Source organism: Bellilinea sp., from assembly GCF_034432615.1.
GTDB lineage: Bacteria > Chloroflexota > Anaerolineae > Anaerolineales > Anaerolineaceae > Bellilinea.
In genome coordinates, this window is record NZ_DAOUBL010000023.1 from 1 (window position 1) to 17,139 (window position 17,139).

At 50.5% G+C, this 17,139-nt stretch carries 19 protein-coding genes, 1 other RNA gene and 1 pseudogene; 5 read left to right on the forward strand and 16 right to left on the reverse strand.

The genetic code is table 11. The annotated features are described in order from the left end of the window. Both VAE48_RS01145 and eno read left to right on the forward strand, forming a co-directional pair. Positions 1-395 (forward strand): annotated as a pseudogene (locus VAE48_RS01145) (glutamine amidotransferase-related protein); the annotation flags it as partial. A gap of 86 nt (positions 396-481) precedes the next feature. Next, on the forward strand, positions 482-1,771 hold the full coding sequence (gene eno / locus VAE48_RS01150) for a phosphopyruvate hydratase (RefSeq protein WP_322791472.1): 1,290 nt from the start codon (positions 482-484) through the stop codon (positions 1,769-1,771). Positions 1,772-1,832: 61 nt separating this feature from the next. Here eno and VAE48_RS01155 read toward each other — a convergent pair whose 3' ends face one another. From VAE48_RS01155 to VAE48_RS01175, 5 genes are read right to left on the reverse strand one after another with little or no spacing between them, the layout of a single operon-like run. Continuing rightward, positions 1,833-3,083, reverse strand: a complete 1,251-nt coding sequence (locus tag VAE48_RS01155) for an alpha/beta hydrolase (protein WP_322791473.1) — start codon at positions 3,081-3,083, stop codon at positions 1,833-1,835. Between the two features lies 1 nt (position 3,084). Continuing rightward, positions 3,085-3,717 carry an SDR family NAD(P)-dependent oxidoreductase gene (locus VAE48_RS01160; protein WP_322791474.1) on the reverse strand — a complete coding sequence of 211 codons (633 nt, stop codon included), beginning with the start codon at positions 3,715-3,717 and terminating at the stop codon, positions 3,085-3,087. Then, complete coding sequence (locus VAE48_RS01165; protein ID WP_322791475.1) at positions 3,710-4,192, reverse strand: peroxiredoxin family protein; 483 nt, start codon at positions 4,190-4,192, stop codon at positions 3,710-3,712. Before VAE48_RS01165 ends, VAE48_RS01160 begins: the two co-directional genes overlap by 8 nt. 20 nt (positions 4,193-4,212) lie before the next feature. Beyond that, positions 4,213-5,181: an alpha/beta hydrolase gene (locus VAE48_RS01170; RefSeq protein WP_322791476.1), complete on the reverse strand. Its 969-nt coding sequence runs from the start codon at positions 5,179-5,181 to the stop codon at positions 4,213-4,215. Then, a complete protein-coding gene (locus tag VAE48_RS01175) occupies positions 5,178-5,936 on the reverse strand; it encodes an alpha/beta hydrolase (RefSeq protein WP_322791477.1) in 759 nt (252 codons plus the stop codon). Before VAE48_RS01175 ends, VAE48_RS01170 begins: the two co-directional genes overlap by 4 nt. Positions 5,937-6,020: 84 nt before the next feature. On the opposite strand from VAE48_RS01175, the gene VAE48_RS01180 reads away from it, so the two are divergent. Continuing rightward, positions 6,021-6,788 (forward strand): class I SAM-dependent methyltransferase, encoded by a 768-nt coding sequence (locus VAE48_RS01180; protein ID WP_322791478.1) that lies wholly within the window; start codon positions 6,021-6,023, stop codon positions 6,786-6,788. On the opposite strand, the gene VAE48_RS01185 is transcribed toward VAE48_RS01180, so the two are convergent. From VAE48_RS01185 to ruvB, 4 genes are read right to left on the reverse strand one after another with little or no spacing between them, the layout of a single operon-like run. Beyond that, positions 6,785-7,465, reverse strand: a complete 681-nt coding sequence (locus tag VAE48_RS01185; protein ID WP_322791479.1) for a uracil-DNA glycosylase — start codon at positions 7,463-7,465, stop codon at positions 6,785-6,787. The two genes, VAE48_RS01180 and VAE48_RS01185, sit on opposite strands and share 4 nt — an antisense overlap. A gap of 7 nt (positions 7,466-7,472) precedes the next feature. Next, positions 7,473-7,994, reverse strand: coding sequence for a peptidylprolyl isomerase (locus VAE48_RS01190; protein WP_322791480.1), 522 nt, complete (start codon positions 7,992-7,994; stop codon positions 7,473-7,475). A gap of 18 nt (positions 7,995-8,012) precedes the next feature. Then, the gene (queA, locus tag VAE48_RS01195) at positions 8,013-9,032 is read right to left on the reverse strand and encodes a tRNA preQ1(34) S-adenosylmethionine ribosyltransferase-isomerase QueA (RefSeq protein ID WP_322791481.1); all 1,020 of its coding nucleotides are present in this window, start codon (positions 9,030-9,032) and stop codon (positions 8,013-8,015) included. 25 nt (positions 9,033-9,057) lie between these two features. Further along, positions 9,058-10,104 (reverse strand): Holliday junction branch migration DNA helicase RuvB, encoded by a 1,047-nt coding sequence (ruvB, locus tag VAE48_RS01200; protein ID WP_322791482.1) that lies wholly within the window; start codon positions 10,102-10,104, stop codon positions 9,058-9,060. A gap of 72 nt (positions 10,105-10,176) precedes the next feature. Between ruvB and upp the strand changes: the two genes are divergently transcribed. Beyond that, positions 10,177-10,803, forward strand: coding sequence for a uracil phosphoribosyltransferase (gene upp, locus VAE48_RS01205; protein ID WP_322791483.1), 627 nt, complete (start codon positions 10,177-10,179; stop codon positions 10,801-10,803). Positions 10,804-10,806: 3 nt separating this feature from the next. Here the strand turns inward: upp and moaA are convergent, their stop codons facing one another. From moaA to tpiA, 3 genes are all read right to left on the reverse strand, one after another. Beyond that, entirely contained in the window at positions 10,807-11,796 is a 990-nt protein-coding gene (gene moaA, locus VAE48_RS01210) for a GTP 3',8-cyclase MoaA (RefSeq protein ID WP_322791484.1), read from the reverse strand. An 89-nt stretch (positions 11,797-11,885) separates the two neighbouring features. Further along, positions 11,886-12,647, reverse strand: a complete 762-nt coding sequence (locus VAE48_RS01215; RefSeq protein WP_322791485.1) for a hypothetical protein — start codon at positions 12,645-12,647, stop codon at positions 11,886-11,888. Next, positions 12,644-13,402 (reverse strand): triose-phosphate isomerase, encoded by a 759-nt coding sequence (gene tpiA, locus VAE48_RS01220; RefSeq protein WP_322791486.1) that lies wholly within the window; start codon positions 13,400-13,402, stop codon positions 12,644-12,646. The genes VAE48_RS01215 and tpiA overlap by 4 nt, the downstream gene beginning before the upstream one ends. A gap of 78 nt (positions 13,403-13,480) precedes the next feature. Here tpiA and rnpB point away from each other — a divergent pair. Beyond that, positions 13,481-13,867, forward strand: an RNA gene (gene rnpB / locus VAE48_RS01225) — RNase P RNA component class A. Positions 13,868-13,872: 5 nt separating this feature from the next. Here rnpB and VAE48_RS01230 read toward each other — a convergent pair. From VAE48_RS01230 to VAE48_RS01245, 4 genes are all read right to left on the reverse strand, one after another. Next, positions 13,873-14,580 (reverse strand): ABC transporter ATP-binding protein, encoded by a 708-nt coding sequence (locus tag VAE48_RS01230; RefSeq protein ID WP_416181003.1) that lies wholly within the window; start codon positions 14,578-14,580, stop codon positions 13,873-13,875. After that, on the reverse strand, positions 14,570-15,349 hold the full coding sequence (locus VAE48_RS01235) for an ABC transporter ATP-binding protein (protein WP_416181005.1): 780 nt from the start codon (positions 15,347-15,349) through the stop codon (positions 14,570-14,572). Before VAE48_RS01235 ends, VAE48_RS01230 begins: the two co-directional genes overlap by 11 nt. Before the next feature lie 22 nt (positions 15,350-15,371). Then, on the reverse strand, positions 15,372-16,736 hold the full coding sequence (locus VAE48_RS01240) for a branched-chain amino acid ABC transporter permease (protein WP_322791488.1): 1,365 nt from the start codon (positions 16,734-16,736) through the stop codon (positions 15,372-15,374). A gap of 13 nt (positions 16,737-16,749) precedes the next feature. Beyond that, on the reverse strand, positions 16,750-17,139 hold a 390-nt coding region (locus VAE48_RS01245; protein ID WP_416181004.1), incomplete at its 5' end, for a branched-chain amino acid ABC transporter permease.

The window sequence follows — 17,139 nt, forward strand, 5'->3', positions numbered from 1 at the left end:
AGCACATAACGGACATGGGCGGCACCATACGTTTGGGCTAATATCCCTGCCAGCTGCAGCCGGATACTATTGCCCGGCACGCTTATCAACAAGAATTGGTGGAAGAACGCCATCGCCACCGTTTTGAATTTAACAATGCTTACCGCCAGATCTTTGAGGAGAATGGCATGGTTTTTTCTGGTATTTCTCCAAATGGCTTGCTGGTTGAAATTTGCGAATTGAGCGATCACCCCTTTATGGTTGGTACCCAATTCCACCCCGAGTTTCTTTCCCGCCCCAACCGGCCTCATCCCCTTTTCAAAGCATTCGTTCAGGCTGCTTGTGAACACGTCGAAGTAAAAGTTCAGCCTTTCACAAACTCAAAAGAAAAAAACCAAAAATTGGATTATACTTAGCATGTTTGGAGCACCAGTTCAACAGTCTTATGACTGTACACAGTCTTACGACTGTTCAATCAAATCTTTCAAAAGAGGTAAATAACATGGATACAACAATTGAATCAATTCTTGCTCAGGAAATTCTCGATTCACGCGGCAACCCGACCATTGAAGTAGAAGTTGTACTGGCAGATGGCAGCTGGGGACGTGCCGCCGTTCCCTCCGGTGCTTCAACCGGTACTCACGAAGCGCTTGAATTGCGCGATGGTGATAAAACCCGCTACAACGGCAAGGGCGTACTCAAAGCAGTGGAAAATGTCAACAACGAAATTGCCGATGCCCTGATCGGCTGGGATGCGCTGGAACAAAAAGCGATTGATATGGAAATGATCGCTCTGGACGGCACTCCCAACAAGTCCAAACTGGGTGCCAACGCCATTTTAGGAGTCAGCCTGGCGGTCGCCAAAGCAGCAGCCAACTCATTGGGCTTGCCGCTTTACCGCTATATTGGTGGGGTTTACGCTCACGTCCTGCCTGTTCCCATGATGAATATCCTAAACGGCGGCGCACATACCGCCTGGCAGTCCACCGATGCCCAGGAATTCATGGTCATGCCGCTGGGAGCGTCGTCCTTTGCAGAAGGTCTGCGTTGGGGAGCTGAAATCTATCATGCGCTCAAAAGCGTCCTCAAAGCACGCGGTTACACCACCCTGGTAGGTGATGAGGGCGGATATGCTCCCTCACTCAAAGCCAATGTTGAGGCGGTAGAAGTCATTTTGGAAGCCATCCAAAAAGCCGGCTTTAAAGCCGGTGAGCAGGTTGCCATCGCTCTAGATCCAGCTGCTTCGGAGCTGTTCGACGCTGAAACCCGCAAGTACAATCTACGCAAAGAAGGGAAAATGCTCTCCAGTGAGGAAATGGTGGCCTTCTGGAAGAATTGGATTGACCAATATCCGATTGTTTCACTGGAAGACGGTTTGGCGGAGGACGATTGGGAAGGCTGGAAGATTGTGATGAGTGAACTGGGCGACCGCGTTCAGATCGTTGGCGATGATTTGCTGGTGACCAACCCACAGCGCATCCGCCGCGGCATTGAAGAAAAGACCTGTAATGCTCTGCTGGTCAAGTTGAACCAGATCGGCTCACTCACTGAAACAATCCAGGCGGTTGAAATGGTGCATCGTGCCGGCTGGCGGACTGTTGTTTCTCACCGCTCTGGCGAAACCGAAGACTCTACGATTGCCGACCTGGCTGTTGCGCTCAATACCGGTCAAATTAAAACCGGTGCCCCTGCCCGCTCTGACCGGGTTGCCAAGTACAATCAACTGCTGCGCATCGAAGCTGAGTTGGGTGATACGGCTCAATACGCTGGCTGGAGCGCTCTGCGCCGCTAAACACCGACTTGTGAGGAAAGAGAGACCGGTGGGAATAAAAAACCATCCCACCGGTATTTTTTTATTGCCTCATTCTGAATCTTTCAGCAAATTCAAGAACGGCTTGCTCGGTCGCCGCGTAACCTTTATTAAAACGTTGGTTGATATTGTGATCCCCCTCCGTTTCTACATACTCCAGCGGCGCATTTATCTGGCGTATCAGAGCCTGGGTTCCCTGGGGCAACACCACCGGATCATACTTCCCCTGTACGACCAGAACAGGAACCTCAATCCGTTTTAAGCCTTGAATAATCAACTGGCTGAGCCGCCTGAACTGCTCTAAGAACACCATTGGCAGGCGAATGTCCATCAAAGACCGACGCACCTGCGGATCGTCCAAATTGAATCCTGGCAACAATTCGGTTGAAGCCGCGCGGAATTGTTCAGGCTTCAGCCAGCGTGTACGGAAGGGATAAATGGACACCGGCAGAATGGTTCTGACCGGCAGTGCCAGCCACTTAACCCACCATGGCTCGGCTTTCCAGAAGGGAGAAAGCAAAATTAACCCATCCGGCTTTACCTTACTGGCCACCGCCAGAGAAATCCCCCCACCCAGTGAGTAACCCATCAATAAAACGGGAGAAAAATTTTGGCGCAGGTCATTCAGGTTCTTTTCCACCTCTTCCAACCAGTCGGTTACACGGGTTTGAAAGAGGTGAGAAAAACCAGTGCCATGGCCGGGTAAACGCAATAAACGCACATGCCAGCCAGCCTTGTTCAAGGCTTCTCCAAGCGCAAGCATCTCAGCCGGACTGCCGGGAAAACCATGCACCAGTAAGATTGCGCCATGCTTGCCTGGCAGGTCGGTGGTATCATGCAGCGTTTCTTTGAAAATTCCAAGGTCGGGCAGGGGCTTTTCCAGGGGGGCATGTGTTGCATGCCAGATGTCAAAGAAGAACAAAAAACCACCCTGAACGATAATGCCAATTCCCGTACCGGCTAAGAAAGGATCATTTGCCCCGCGCAACAGGTAAAGCAAACTGCCGCCGGTTATGTAAAACACATCCAAACCGGTGTTGATCCATAAAATTTTTCTCATTTTTCGGGTTTCTTTTTCTGCAACCGTCAGATCAACTGTCTGAAACAGCCTGGGTAAAGAACCGCGTAAACCAAACAGGGCAATTGCCGCATCTACGGCTGCCCACACAATCGCTTGAATGGCAAATCCGCGCCAGAAATCTCCGCGTCCAAAAACCAATAACCCGAGGACGACACTGAGTAAACTCCATAACAACAGTCGTCTGGATAGTAAGTGCTGATAGTCCCAAATCATGTCATTCCAAAAACAAGTCTTTATAGTTATTTTGATAAGCAGAATACATTTTCTGCGCCAGTTCCTCCGGTTTAAGTGCATTCGCCGGCAGCCGGAAGGGAACTTTTTTCCACAATGCAGTGTCCACCGCGGCAGGACGCACAACCACAACTGCCCGTTTCAGTTCCTTACGCAACACTTCTGCAAAGGCTTCTAAACCGGCTTTAGCAGCAGCATACGCTGCCAGTCCTGGCAACCGCATCCGCTCACTGACCGCCCCTAAAATGTAAACTGGCGCGCCTTCGTTCAAAAGCGCTTGACTGTGGTAAATGGCATGAAATACACCATTCAGGTTGGCATTCAAAATTCGCTGCCATTCTACCTCGTCCATATTACCAATGGGTTTAGAAAGTATATCACCAATCGCGTAAACCCACCAATCCACGCCGTCAACTTCCTGTGCTATGGCTGCCACAGCCTCGCGAACAGAGTAAGAACTGGCAACATCCACCTCAAAGGTTAATGGGGTAATTTTCCTGGCCTCGACTTCACTCCTGCCCGTTCCGACCACCTGCCAGCCTTCTTTCAACAAAAGCCCTGCCAGCGCAGATCCAATTCCACCATTGACTCCCCAAATCAACGCAGTCTTATTCATCTTGTTCCTCACCAATTTCCTCAATGACCTTTAGGATTTCGTTATTATCCGGAATATCCGACATGGACGAGGCGTAATGTTTATAGCGAATCATTCCGTTTTTATCAATCACAAACACCGCCGGCATCCTGCCGAGTTTGAGCAAGTTGACCTCCTGGTAGTACTTATCCGCAATCTTCGACTTGATATCAGGCACCCCAACAAAGGGCATGTTTTCCAATTCCCAAAAACGCTGATAAGCACGCGGCCCATCCGGTCCTAATGCAATAATCTCAGCACCTCTTCGGCTAAACTCATCGTAATCCTGACGCAACTGCGCCATATGCTTCACGCAGTATGGTCACATGAACCCACGGTTGAAAACCAGAACGACCACCTTTTTCCCACGATAGTCTGATAACCGAATTGTATTCCCATGCGTATCTACAGCTTCAAAATCTGGAGCAGGGATATTGATTTTTAATTGCTTGGGCATCTTAAAGCCACCTCCAATGATTATTTGATTTCAGCCAAAAAGTCCAAAACTGCCTTCAAAAATGGTTCGGGGCATTCCTCCTGCGGGACATGTCCACAATTAGGAAAAACAGCCAGTTTTGCCCCGGGTATCTCATTGGCAAGCCGCAGACTTTCGGCAGTTGGGACAATGCGATCATCATCGCCAGTTACAACCAGCACCGGCATGGTGAGTTGATCAAGCCGCTCCGCCAGACGTGATTCACCACTGACTTTGGTCAACTCCCACAAAGCACGATCCCAGTTTGCCACTTGCAACGGTTTTCGATAACCCTCAACAATATCATCCGTAATTTTGGAGGGATCATGCCAGGCAGCCCGTAAAAAAGCATCTCCCTGTTCGCCGGCAATTGAACGTGCAAACCAAGGTCCCAGCCGGTCAAACTGGGGTGTACGCAGCAACGGGCGAATCCACGCCGGTGCGCCGCCACCCGCATAAATCGCTGCATCCACCAGCACTAGCGCGCTCACCCGTTCAGGATGTGCCAGCGCTGCAGCAACAGCAACGGTGCCGCCAGCTGAATTGCCGATCAATACCGCCTGTTCAACGCCGAACTGATCCATCAACCCAATCAACAATTGGATTTGCGAGGTAAGGGTATAAGGCGATTCTCCTTCCCATTCACCGGGCATGGGGCGCTCCGTCAGGCCAAAAGCCGGACGGTCAAAAGCAATTACGGTACCGGCTTTTGCCAGGGGCTGCATCACTTCACGCCAGGAAAAGGTGCTTGCCCCAAATCCGTGCAGTAAAATCATCACTGGTTCGCCACTCCCATATTGTTTGTAATGCACATCAATCCCATTGACCTCAATAAAACGGCTGTCATCATCCATTAGCGCCGTTACCGGAACAGGATCCGGCAAAGGTGGAATAGGAATGACCAGCGGCCCGATGGTAATCACCAGTAAGACCACCAGTAAAAACAATCCAATAATCCGGAAAGGTTTCATTTTTCCACCCCGTTGAGAGATAATTGCGCCAAAAACTTGGCCGTTTCTGCGACAATGACCAGTTGCTGATCTTCGCGGCTGATCAAGGCCTGGCCGTCTCCCGGTTGATTTCCATACCAGCCAAATTGCGCATGATTACCACCCGCAATTTGCACCCAGTGCGTATCGTCCGGTAAAAGGCTGCGCGAGGCTTCAACCACATCCGTTGTTGCCAGTCCATCTTCACTCCCGTAAATCGAAATCACCCGAATGGGTAAATTTTTTAGTGGATTATTTTCCGCCGGGTATGAAGCCCACAAAACCAATCCTTGCACTTGATCAGGATTCTGATATACAAAATTGGCCGCCATGGCGCCGCCTAACGAATGCCCGCCAACTGCCCATCGTTGAATTTCCGGATGAGAAGCGATCACCTCACTTGCTTTTTGTGGAGCAAAAACCGCTAGATTGAAAGGCATGGGTACCAGCGCTACCAGAAATCCGGCACTGGCTATATTTCTTGCCAGCGGGGCGTACGATCGCCAATCCACCCGCCCGCCGGGGTAAATAATAAAACCGGTAGTTACCTGACCTGCTGTTGGCAAGAATTCCCACCAATCCCCTTGGGATTGGGTCACAACCTGTTCGTCGCTGATCAACGCAGCACTTGCCTCTGGCATCGGACCTAAAGGGGTATAAGCCCAAACCGAAAATCCACCAAAAACAACAAGAATTATGGCGAGTGGGAGAAGCAATAAAATTTTTCGTCTGTTCATAATACCCATTCTAAACCACCCTGAGTTGTGGAACAAGATATAATTGTACAAAGGTTTTACAAACGGTGAATAAGGAATATTCAAATGAGCGAAATTTACCAACAATTTGCCGAGGTATATCGTCGGGGTTCTTACCCGGAATTTTCAAAATGGGTTTTTAATTTGCTGCCGTCCCTGTTAGAAAAATATGCCCTGCCAAGATCTGGTAAGTTGCTCGACCTTGCGTGCGGTGAAGGCACCTTTCTGGAAGGAATGCTTCTCAATGGTTGGCAAGTAACCGGCCTGGATCAATCTTCGAACATGCTGCGCTTCGCTGAAGCCCGCCTAAAAAACACTGGCAAATCTTTCAGGCTGATCCAGGATGACATGCGCAATCTTTCCTTCGAGAATGAGTTTGATCTGGTTACTTGCTGGTTCGATAGTTTGAACTACTTGCTGGAATTGGCCGATCTAGAAAATACTTTCAGGCGCGTTTTTCGCGCGCTCAAACCCAACGGCGGCTTCCTGTTCGACATGAATACCCTTTATGGGCTTTTTGTGCGCTGGCAGCAGCACCCCGTTTACATTTCTCAGGAAACAGATGATCTTCTGGAAATTCATATCCCCTCCTGTGACTACGAGAAAAGCGAAGCCTCTTTGCGAATAATCCTCTTCGTTCGCGATGACCAGAAAAACCAATGGAACCGCTGGGAAGAGATTCATACCCAGAGAGCATACCCAATGGACCTCATTCAATCTGCATTGGAAAAAGCCGGTTTTCAGGTACTGGCTCGGCTTGGGAATCTTACCGAACAAAGTCCGGCGTTACCCTCATCGGGGCGGGTCTGGTTTATTGCCCAAAAACCTGCTTAGCCAAGTTCATCCCTCACCTGCTGCCAAATACCCGCAAACATTGCTCGCGTAAGCCTGCCAGTTTGAGTATTTTGCCGGCTGGGATGATACGAAGCCAACAACCACGGCAGATCATCCGCAGGACGGTAAAACGCCCCATGCCGAAACGGCAACAACCGGTTTTGCGGTCGGATGATTTTCTGAACACGTTCAAAGGCGATCCGCCCCAAAGCAACAATGCCCTCCAGCCTCGTCAGCAATCGAATTTCTTCAACCAGGTAAGGCTGGCAATTGAGAATTTCCTCCATCAGTGGACGGTTATCCGGCGGAGCGCAGCGACATATTGCGCTGATGAAAACATCCTGCAGTTCCAGTCCATCCTCCCGGTGTACGGCCTGTGGCTGGCTGGCAAAACCCGCTTCGTGTAAAGCCTGATAAAGAAAATCTCCAGAGGAATCGCCCGTAAACATGCGACCGGTGCGGTTCGAGCCATGGGCGCCCGGCGCCAAACCCACAATTAACACCCGCGCTTCAATATCCCCAAAACCCGGTACCGGCTTCCCCCAATAGTCCCAATCCGCAAAGGCGCGTCGGCGCTCCCGCGCTACCTGCTGCCGCCATTCAACCAGACGCGGACAGCGCCGACAGGTAATGATTTGATCATTTAGCCGCTCCCAAAACAGTTGCTGCGATGACAATGAAGTCCTAATCCTCTTCGCTGATAATAACAGTTTTCAATTTCACCGCCGGGCTGTTAACCTTAATCGGGTCACGTTCAGGTATAGAAAGCAGAACATCCATTCCTGAAATCACCTCACCAAACACGGCGTGACGATTATCCAGCCAGGGGGTCGGCACATGGGTGATAAAAAATTGAGAACCGTTGGTATTTGGGCCGGCATTCGCCATCGAGAGAATGCCGGGTTTGTCGTGCTTCAGGGAGGGATGAAATTCATCTTCGAAGCGATAACCCGGTCCACCTCTGCCGCTACCGGTAGGGTCGCCACCCTGGGCCATGAAATCGGCAATCACGCGATGGAAGATAGTGTCATCGTAAAAGCCTTGTCGGGCAAGGAAAACAAAGTTGTTGACTGTTTTTGGCACCTTATCGGCATGAAGGCGAACAACAATATCTCCCTTTTCAGTCACAAATGTTGCTGTGTAGCGCTTCTTTGGGTCTATCTGCGTTGCGGGAGGTTGACTCCATTGCAAATTCTTTTTGGTCATGATTTCTCCTTTTCTTGATTATACAATCAACATGGCATCACCGAAGGAATAAAAACGGTACTCAAGTCGCACAGCTTCCTGATATGCATTCAAAATCCGTTCTCTGCCAGCAAAAGCCGAAACCAGCATGAGCAAGGTTGAGCGCGGCAAATGAAAATTAGTAATCATTGCGTCCACCGCTCTGAATGAGTATCCAGGCAGAATGAACAAACGCGTTCTCCCGCTAAAAGGTGCAACCACCTGCCCCGCCGAGGCGTTCAAAGCTGCGCTTTCCAAAGTCCGCACCGAAGTGGTTCCCACTGCAACAACCCGCCCGCCTTCTGCGCGAGCAGAGTTGATCAACCTCGCGGCCTCCTCATCCAGTTCACACCACTCACTGTGGATGGCATGCTCGCGCGGGTCTTCTTCGTTGACCGGCGCAAAGGTATCCAGCCCTACATGCAGCGTAATTCTGGCAAACCGGACTCCCTTTTGTTCAAGGCGACCGATCAGTTCCGGCGTAAAGTGCAAACCGGCGGTTGGTGCGGCGGCAGACCCGGGCAGCCGCGCAAAAACCGTCTGATAACGTTCCGGATTTTCGAGTTTTTCATGAATATAAGGCGGCAAAGGCACCTGCCCCTTTTTTTCAAGGTAAGGTTCAATCTCCATCTCAAATCGAACCAGGCGACGTGCCCCATCCAGCACGGCTTCAATCACGGCTCGCGGGCCATCCACCAGCTGGATCACGGTTCCCGCCCCTACTTTTTTACCGCCGATCAACGCCTCCCACACCCTTTCGCTTTCGCGTCTAAGGAGAAGAATTTCAACTTTTCCGCCAGTGGGTTTGATTCCATAAATTCGTGCAGGAATCACCCGTGTTTGATTAATGACCAGCACATCTCTATCATTCAAATATTCCGGCAGTTCATAAAAATGGCGATGCTCCATTTCGCCGCTCTGGCGGTTCAGTACCAGCAGGCGGGCATTATGACGCGGCTCAATCGGATGCTGTGCAATCCGTTCGGGCGGTAGATGATAATCAAAGTCACTGGTACGCATGGTTCGATGAAACTCAATTTTTAGGTTATTCTGCTGTTGAAGCATCAAACAGGGTGGGCTGACGCTGCTCTCCCGGATAGGGGATCCCCAGATGTTCGTAGGCCAGGCGGGTTGCCACTCTGCCCTGTGGGGTGCGGTCTAAAAATCCCAATTGCAGCAAATAGGGTTCAACCACATCCATAATGGTATCGGGTTCTTCACCAATTGAAGCAGCAATCGTGTTCAGTCCCACCGGCCCGCCGCCATATTTTTCGATGATGGTGCTTAACACCCGCCGGTCTACATCGTCCAAACCCAGCGGGTCAACATTCAGTAAATTCAACGCTTCTTGTGCCACCTCCCGGCTGATGGCACCATCTGCCCGAACCTGCGCAAAATCCCGCACTCGCCGTAATAAACGCAGAGCCACCCGCGGGGTACCTCGCGCCCGCCGGGCAATTTCCTCTACCCCAGCCGCTTCAGCCGGCACTTTTAGAATTTGGGCTGCCCGCTGCACAATCACGCACATTGCTTCCAGTTCATAATAATCCAGCCGGTAAACTGCTCCAAAGCGGGCCCGCAGCGGCGCACTGACCAACGCTAACCGTGTGGTTGCACCAATCACCGAAAAACGCGGCAGTTTTAAGCGAATGGATCGCGCTGAAGGCCCCTTACCGATCACGATGTCCAGAGCGAAATCCTCCATTGCAGGGTAAAGGACTTCCTCAACCGTCTTACCCAGGCGGTGAATCTCATCAATAAACAGAATGTCCCCGGCATGCAAATTGGTGAGAATGGCTGCCAGATCGCCCGCTCGTTCAACTGCGGGTCCAGCCGTGATTTTGATATTGACACCCATCTCGTTTGCCAGCACATGCGCAAGTGTCGTTTTTCCCAGCCCGGGCGGCCCGTAGAAAAGGACGTGATCTAGTGGTTCGCTCCGTTTGCGGGCTGCACTGATCAAAATAGATAAATTTTCCTTGACCTGATCCTGACCGATCACTTCGTTCAAATGTCGCGGTCGCATGGCTTGATCCAGCCGGTCATCCGGTCGGGCTTCGGGTTGTACCAATCGGCTTGAAGAATCGTTCATGGCAACGATTATACCCTCTTTCGTTTGGTCGAATGGGTTTATAATGGGAAAAATCTTCTCCAAGGAGCAGATATGTCCCAGGTCTTCATCTCCCAACATCCGCTGGTAGCCCACAAACTTGCTAAACTTCGCTCAACCCAAACCGAACCGAAAAAATTTCGTGAATTGGTCCGCGAAATCACCATCCTGCTTGCCTACGAAGCCACCGCCGATTTGCAAATCCAGCCTGTGCAAGTGCAAACCCCATTAGGTACTGCTCCCGGTGCAGAGTTGCTGGAAAAGATTGGATTGGTACCCATTCTGCGCGCTGGTCTGGGAATGGTTGAAGGGATCTGGGAAATGATGCCCTCTGCTGAAGTCTGGCATATTGGCATCTACCGAGATGAGAAAACCCTTAAACCTGTCCAGTATTACAACAAATTACCCACCGAACCGCGGGTATCTGTGTGCCTGATCCTCGATCCAATGCTTGCCACCGGCGGTTCAGCCGTTGCTACCGTGGATATTCTCAAGCAATGGGGAGTCAGACGCATCAAATTTGTCGGATTGATTGGCGCGCCGGAAGGCATCCAGAACATGCAGCAACATCACCCGGATGTCCCCATTCATCTTGCAGCGGTGGACGACCATCTCAACGAAATTGGTTACATCGTTCCGGGTTTGGGAGATGCCGGCGACCGTCAATTTGGTACCGGGTAATTTTCACCCCCCAATCTGAATCATACACCTTCCATTTGGGCTTATGTGGCTGGCCAGTTGATGTCCAGCTGGTTTCTTTTGTAGCGCTTCCTCCAACAGAGATTCAATTGGTTTTCCAGCTCGCAGAGCCGGTAAAACCGGAATTTCCAGGCCGCTCATCAAGCAAGGGCGTAAATGGCCGTCTGCCGTCAGGCGGATGCGATTGCAGCGCTGGCAAAAGTGCTGCTCGGTTAATGGTGAAATAAAACCAACCGTCCCCATGCCCCCTTTCAGCCGATAAGGTCTTGCCGGTCCGGAATCGTTTTCCAAAATGGCTGGCTCTAAACCCAAAGGTTGCAACAAAGCCATGACCTCACTGACGGGCATAAAAATTTGCTCTGGCGGGGGAAACCCTTCGCCCCATGACTGCTGATTTTCAATCGGCATCAATTCAATAAAGCGCAAATTCCAGGTATGTTTCAGGGTCAATTTTGCCAGATCAACCAACTCATCATCGTTAATCCCGCGCATGATGACCGTGTTGATTTTGATCGGCGTTAACCCACACACCTCCGCCGCAGCAATCCCCCTCAAGACATTCTCCAGATTTCCTCCGCGGGTGATCTTGGTAAATTTTTCAGCATTCAATGTATCCAGACTGACATTCACGCGCTTTAAACCCGCTTGGGCAAGCGCGCCAGCATATTTTTCCAGCAAAATACCGTTAGTAGTGAGACTGATATCCTCAATTTCCTCAATAGCAGAAATCATCTGAACCAGTCTGGGCAAGTCGGCCCGTACCAGAGGCTCACCGCCGGTGATGCGCACTTTCCGAATACCCAACCGGGCAGCCACCGCCACCAATGCCGCAATTTCCTCATAGCGCATGATACGTTCGTGCGGAACATAAGGTACACCTTGCGGCGGCATGCAATAGACGCAGCGAAAATTGCACCGATCGGTTACAGAAATTCGCAAATAGGTAATTTGTCTGCCGAAGGAATCGATTAGCAAGGGGGTATTCTCCTTATCTCATCCACCATTCTACTCAAAAGATAGCATTTTTTCACCTAACCTTACTCCTTGATAATGGATGATGTTTGTCAAATTACCTCTAATCCAGTCGCTTTACTTAACAATTTCCGTAAGAGCCAGAATGGCAGAATCAGGAATAAGTGCAATACCAGAGAAAACCCAAACACAAGAGCAACGGCACCTAAAACTCGGTTGATTGGATCAACCAAAACCAGCAACCATTCTCCAACTCCGGCAATCAAGAAAATTATAAGAATGATCCCGATAATCAGCGTGCTCGGCAGCCACGCACGCCGGTCGGATGCCGAAGGCAGCATGGTGGAACTGATCGTAAAAGCTAGATAAAACCATAACCAAAAATCTGGCATTTTTCCCATATCAGCCAATCCACCCCAAAGCTCGTTCAATCTTACTCCCGTTTGAATTTGACCAAACCGAAAAACATCCAAAGGGAAAACAGCAATCCAGCCAACCGTGAGCACACCGCTGATAAAAGGCGCTGCTCCAATTAATGTCTCGCGGAAAACGTCGGCAGGGGCCGCTTCCACATATCCCAACCGCAAAGTTCCATCCGGCTGCAATTGGGGAATGAGCGAAAATTTTCCGGTACGCACTCCCACAAGTTTAGCCGTAATCCAGTGACTGGTTTCATGAATCAAAACACCGGGAAAAAACAACAATGCAAATAATCCTAAAGCCAGCGCCGGACTGCGTGTCAGCAGCAGAAACACCCCCTGAATCTCGCGGTGCAGCCTGCGCTGCACCACGAGAAAAACCAGCAGGCTAAGGATAAAAAGGATCAGCCCGCTATAGGGTTGAAGCCAACTCACTTTGCAGCGGCAGCGACGATGTTGACGAATTCAGCGGCTTTCAGGCTCGCACCGCCGACCAGTGCACCGTCTATTTCAGGCTGACCAAAAAATTCCTGTGCGTTCCCAGCCGTAACTGACCCGCCATACAAAATCCGAATTTGTTGAGCAGTTGGGGTATCAAATAAACCAGCCAGTGCCGGTCGAATGATTTCCGCCAGCACACGATTAGCCACCTCCCCGCTGGCTGCCCTACCCGTGCCAATCGCCCAAACCGGTTCGTATGCAATTACCAGTTTTGTGGCCTGATCTTTGGGTACATCCTTCAAACCATCACAAACCTGGCGGGCAACCACTTCCGCTGTGCGGCCGGCTTCGTTTTCTTCCAGCGTTTCTCCAACACAAACAATCGGAATTAATTGATTTGACAGAGCGGCATGCACTTTCTTGTTGACCGTCTGATCGGTTTCCCCAAAATAGGTACGCCGTTCAGAATGTCCGATAATCACATACTGGCAAAACTCCTTGATCATCGCCGGTGAAACCTCACCGGTAAAAGCCCCCTGAGCCTCCCAGTGCATGTTTTGCGCTCCAAGGCCAATCTCTGTTCCCACCAGCATAGCAGAAATCGGCATCAGCGCAGTAAATGGTGGACACAGCACCCGTTCAACTGCCGAAACGGTCTGCAACCCAGGCAGCATCTCAGCCACCAGAGCGCGAGCCTGTTCCACAGTTTTATTCATCTTCCAGTTTCCCGCGATTAATGGTGTACGCATGGTTCCCTCCGAAAAAATATTTGGCTTGTGTAGATTATACTTTACGTTTGGCATTTCTTAGGGTATATTCTAATTAACCGGGCTGGCCGGGTGATCGCGGCAGTGCATCTTTGTACTGCTGAGGAAAGTCCGCACTCCACAGAGCACGGCGCCGGGTAACACCCGGAGCGGGGTAACCCGCTGGATCGGGCCACAGAAACAAACCGCTGCCTGTTTCGGGCAGCAAGGGTGAAAAGGTGGTGTAAGAGACCACCGGAGTCCGCAGTAATGCGGCTGCCAGGCAACCCCCGCCGGGAGCAAAGCCAAGCAGGAACGAGGGGCTGCTCGTCCCGTTTGAGTTCCGGGTAGGCTGCATAGAACCGTCTGGTAACAGCCGGTCCAGAGAGATGATCACCCCATCTGCAGCCGTCCCATCAGGGATACCCTGCGGATGGACAGAATGCGGCTTACAGGCCAGCCCGGTATCTGCTTTATACGCCTAAATAGGCCTCTTTCACTCGTGGATTTTCAGCAATTTCCCTGGCAGTTCCCGAAAGAACAATCCGCCCGGTTTCCAAGACATACGCCCGATGAGAAATTGAAAGCGCCATTTGAGCGTTTTGCTCCACCAGTAAAATGCTGGTTCCTTGCGAGTTGATGTCCTTGATAATGTTGAAAATTTCTTCAACCAGAATGGGGCTTAATCCCATCGAGGGTTCATCCATCATCAGCAAGGTGGGACGGCTCATCAAACCGCGTCCGGTTGCCAGCATCTGCTGTTCGCCTCCGGAGAGTGTGCCTCCCAACTGATTCAAACGCTCCTTCAACCGCGGAAAACTGGTAAAAACACGTTGCATCGAATGTTCAATTTCATTGGGGTCTTTGCGGGTATAGGCTCCCATTAACAGGTTTTCTTTGACTGTTAACGGCGCAAAGATTTTTCGTCCTTCAGGCACATGACTGATTCCCAGCCGTACAATCTGGTCGGCCGGAAGCATGGAAATATCCTGCCCTTTGAACTTGATATGCCCCGTGCGGGAGCGCAGCAAACCAGAAATGGTGCGCAGCGTGGTGGATTTTCCAGCACCATTGGCACCAATCAGGGTCACAATTTCACCTTCCTCCACATGGAAGGATACACCCTGTAAAGCATGAATTGCCCCATAGAATACATTTAAGTCTTGAACTTCAAGCAGCATGACCGGCTCCTTTTCCCAAATAAGCCTCAATCACCCGTTCATTCTCCTGAATCTCTTTTGGCGTACCGCGCGCAATCACCTGACCAAAATCCATTACCGTGATGTACTTACAAATTCCCATTACGACACGCATTTGATGCTCGATCAGCAAAATGGTCAGATCGAAACGATCATGGATGAAGTGGATCAAGTCCATCAATTCCAGAATTTCGCGCGGGTTCATGCCGGCCGCCGGTTCATCCAGCAGCAGTAACCGCGGTTCGCAGGCCAGCGCACGGGCAATCTCTACCCGCCGTTGTTGACCGTAAGGCAGATTTTTGGCAATTTCGTTTTGCAGATTTTCCAAACCAAAAATCGCCAAAAATTCTTGTGCCTTTTCGGTTAATTCTCTTTCATGAACATCATACTTATGATTGTGAAGGATGCCATCTGCTATGCCATATTTGGTATGCGGATGATAGGCTATTCGAACGTTATCCAGGACAGTCAGGTTGGAAAATAAGCGAATATTTTGAAAAGTCCGCGCAATTCCGAGACGAGTAATTTCAAACGGCTCTAACCCGACAATCGAAGTATTATTGAACACAATATCGCCGGCAGTTGGTTCGTAAATGCCTGTAATCAGGTTGAAAACGGTCGTCTTACCGGCGCCGTTTGGGCCAATTAACCCATTCAAATCACCTTTTTTAAGGGTCAGGTCAAAATTGCGGACGGCGCCCAACCCGCCAAAGAATTTCGTCAAATCACTGATTTCGAGGATGGTTGACATGGTTGACATTATTACGGTCTCCTCATGCTTCGCTGGCAACCACTTCAGGTTTTTCCACTACTGTCTGCGCCCGCGGCAGGACGGTCTTTTGTTTGAGAAAGCCCCATTCAATATTCCCCAATAGACCCTGGGGACGAATGAGCATCAACAACAAAAGTGTGATGGGATAAAGAACAAACCGCCAGGTTGGCGCTTCAGTGCCCATTTGGCTGAGCAGAACCCGCAACAAGCCCTCCAGGAAGAAAATCCAGCCAAATGAGGCTGCTATCGTTCCGGTCATGCTGCCTAAACCGCCAAAGACAATGATAATCAACGGGTTGAAAGATTGGAGGAAGCCGAATGTGCCGGGACTGAGGAAACCGATGAAGTGGGCATACACAGCCCCGCCAATGCCGGCAAAGAAACTGCCAATCACAAATGCCATTAACTTCGACCCGGCAATATCAATTCCCATTGCTTTGGCAGCCACTTCATCTTCACGAACCGAGATGATTGCCCGCCCGGTACTGGACTGGATCAGGTTGCGCATTATGACAATGACCGCCATCATAAAGAAAAACGCCCAGAACCAGGTGGTCAGTTTCGGAATTCCGACCATGCCGCGCCCGCCTTTCATTTCGGGGAAGGGCAAGATCGTATCCGAGTTAATCATCAAAACATTGACCACAATGGTAAATCCGAGTGTCGCAATCCCAAAGTAATCTGAGCCCAACGTCAGTACCGGTAAACCAAACAAAAAGCTCACTTCCGCCGCGAAAATACCGGCAAACACAACCGCAAGGAAGAACACAATTTGCAGAGCCAGGGGTGAATTGAGAACGCCCGGGTTCAGGTTGGTTCCAAGCAACGGCTCAAACAGCGGATTCAAGGCATTCCCAATGTATACCGCCACAGTTCCTGCCAGAATGGCGCCGATAAGATAGAGTGTAAAAGATGAAAGAACCGGCACACCCCGGAACCGTTTTAACCAGCGTCCAATGTAAATCAACGCCAATCCACCAAGGATGGTACCAAAACCCACTACCAGCAAACCTCTTGCATCTCCATTGACCCAGCGATAGGTAATATCCGCAGCGGTGTAAGCGCCAATTCCATAGAAACCCCACTGCCCAAGACTGAATTGTCCATTGAAGCCGTAGATTAAATTCAAGCCCAACGCAACCATGGTCATGGCGCAGGCCTGAAAGAGCAGGCCGCTATCGAAATTGGTCAGTACCTGAAAGCCGCCAAAATCCGTCAATGCCAGTTGCACCACGCCAAAAGCGACCACCACCCCAATCAACTTGACCCAGCGGTTAGGTCGCGCCAACACCCACAATAAACCATACAAATAAGCCAGAATTGCAAAAATTTTGAAAATTGAACCGAGGAGAAATCCAAGTTCCATTAGGGCTCTCCTTTTATACCTTTTCTTTTTCCGGTTCGCCAAAAATACCGGTTGGTCGAATGAGGAGCACGATGATCAAGATTGTGAACGCAACCGCATCACGCATCGGCGTTGAAATGTATCCCATGGTCATTGCTTCTGCCTGACCCATGATTAAAGCACCCACAAACGCACCGGGGATACTGCCAATTCCGCCTAAAACAGCCGCCACAAAGGCTTTCAAGCCGGGTAAGATGCCCAGCTGAGTCCAGATTGAACTGTACGCAATTGCATACAAGACCCCTCCTAAACCAGCAAAGGCAGCCCCAATTGCAAAGGTAAAGGAAATCACCGAGTCCACATTGATGCCCATTAACCGGGCTGCTGGTTTGTCATAAGAAGAAGCCCGCATGGCAATACCAAT

Bases quoted from the DNA above. Each gene is read 5' to 3' on its own strand.
- eno (WP_322791472.1), top strand. From the start codon at position 482: ATGGATACAACAATTGAATCAATTCTTGCTCAGGAAATTCTCGATTCA.
- VAE48_RS01155 (WP_322791473.1), bottom strand. From the start codon at position 3,083: ATGATTTGGGACTATCAGCACTTACTATCCAGACGACTGTTGTTATGG.
- VAE48_RS01160 (WP_322791474.1), bottom strand. From the start codon at position 3,717: ATGAATAAGACTGCGTTGATTTGGGGAGTCAATGGTGGAATTGGATCT.
- VAE48_RS01170 (WP_322791476.1), bottom strand. From the start codon at position 5,181: ATGAAACCTTTCCGGATTATTGGATTGTTTTTACTGGTGGTCTTACTG.
- VAE48_RS01175 (WP_322791477.1), bottom strand. From the start codon at position 5,936: ATGAACAGACGAAAAATTTTATTGCTTCTCCCACTCGCCATAATTCTT.
- VAE48_RS01180 (WP_322791478.1), top strand. From the start codon at position 6,021: ATGAGCGAAATTTACCAACAATTTGCCGAGGTATATCGTCGGGGTTCT.
- VAE48_RS01190 (WP_322791480.1), bottom strand. From the start codon at position 7,994: ATGACCAAAAAGAATTTGCAATGGAGTCAACCTCCCGCAACGCAGATA.
- queA (WP_322791481.1), bottom strand. From the start codon at position 9,032: ATGCGTACCAGTGACTTTGATTATCATCTACCGCCCGAACGGATTGCA.
- ruvB (WP_322791482.1), bottom strand. From the start codon at position 10,104: ATGAACGATTCTTCAAGCCGATTGGTACAACCCGAAGCCCGACCGGAT.
- upp (WP_322791483.1), top strand. From the start codon at position 10,177: ATGTCCCAGGTCTTCATCTCCCAACATCCGCTGGTAGCCCACAAACTT.
- tpiA (WP_322791486.1), bottom strand. From the start codon at position 13,402: ATGCGTACACCATTAATCGCGGGAAACTGGAAGATGAATAAAACTGTG.
- VAE48_RS01230 (WP_416181003.1), bottom strand. From the start codon at position 14,580: ATGCTGCTTGAAGTTCAAGACTTAAATGTATTCTATGGGGCAATTCAT.
- VAE48_RS01235 (WP_416181005.1), bottom strand. From the start codon at position 15,349: ATGTCAACCATCCTCGAAATCAGTGATTTGACGAAATTCTTTGGCGGG.
- VAE48_RS01240 (WP_322791488.1), bottom strand. From the start codon at position 16,736: ATGGAACTTGGATTTCTCCTCGGTTCAATTTTCAAAATTTTTGCAATT.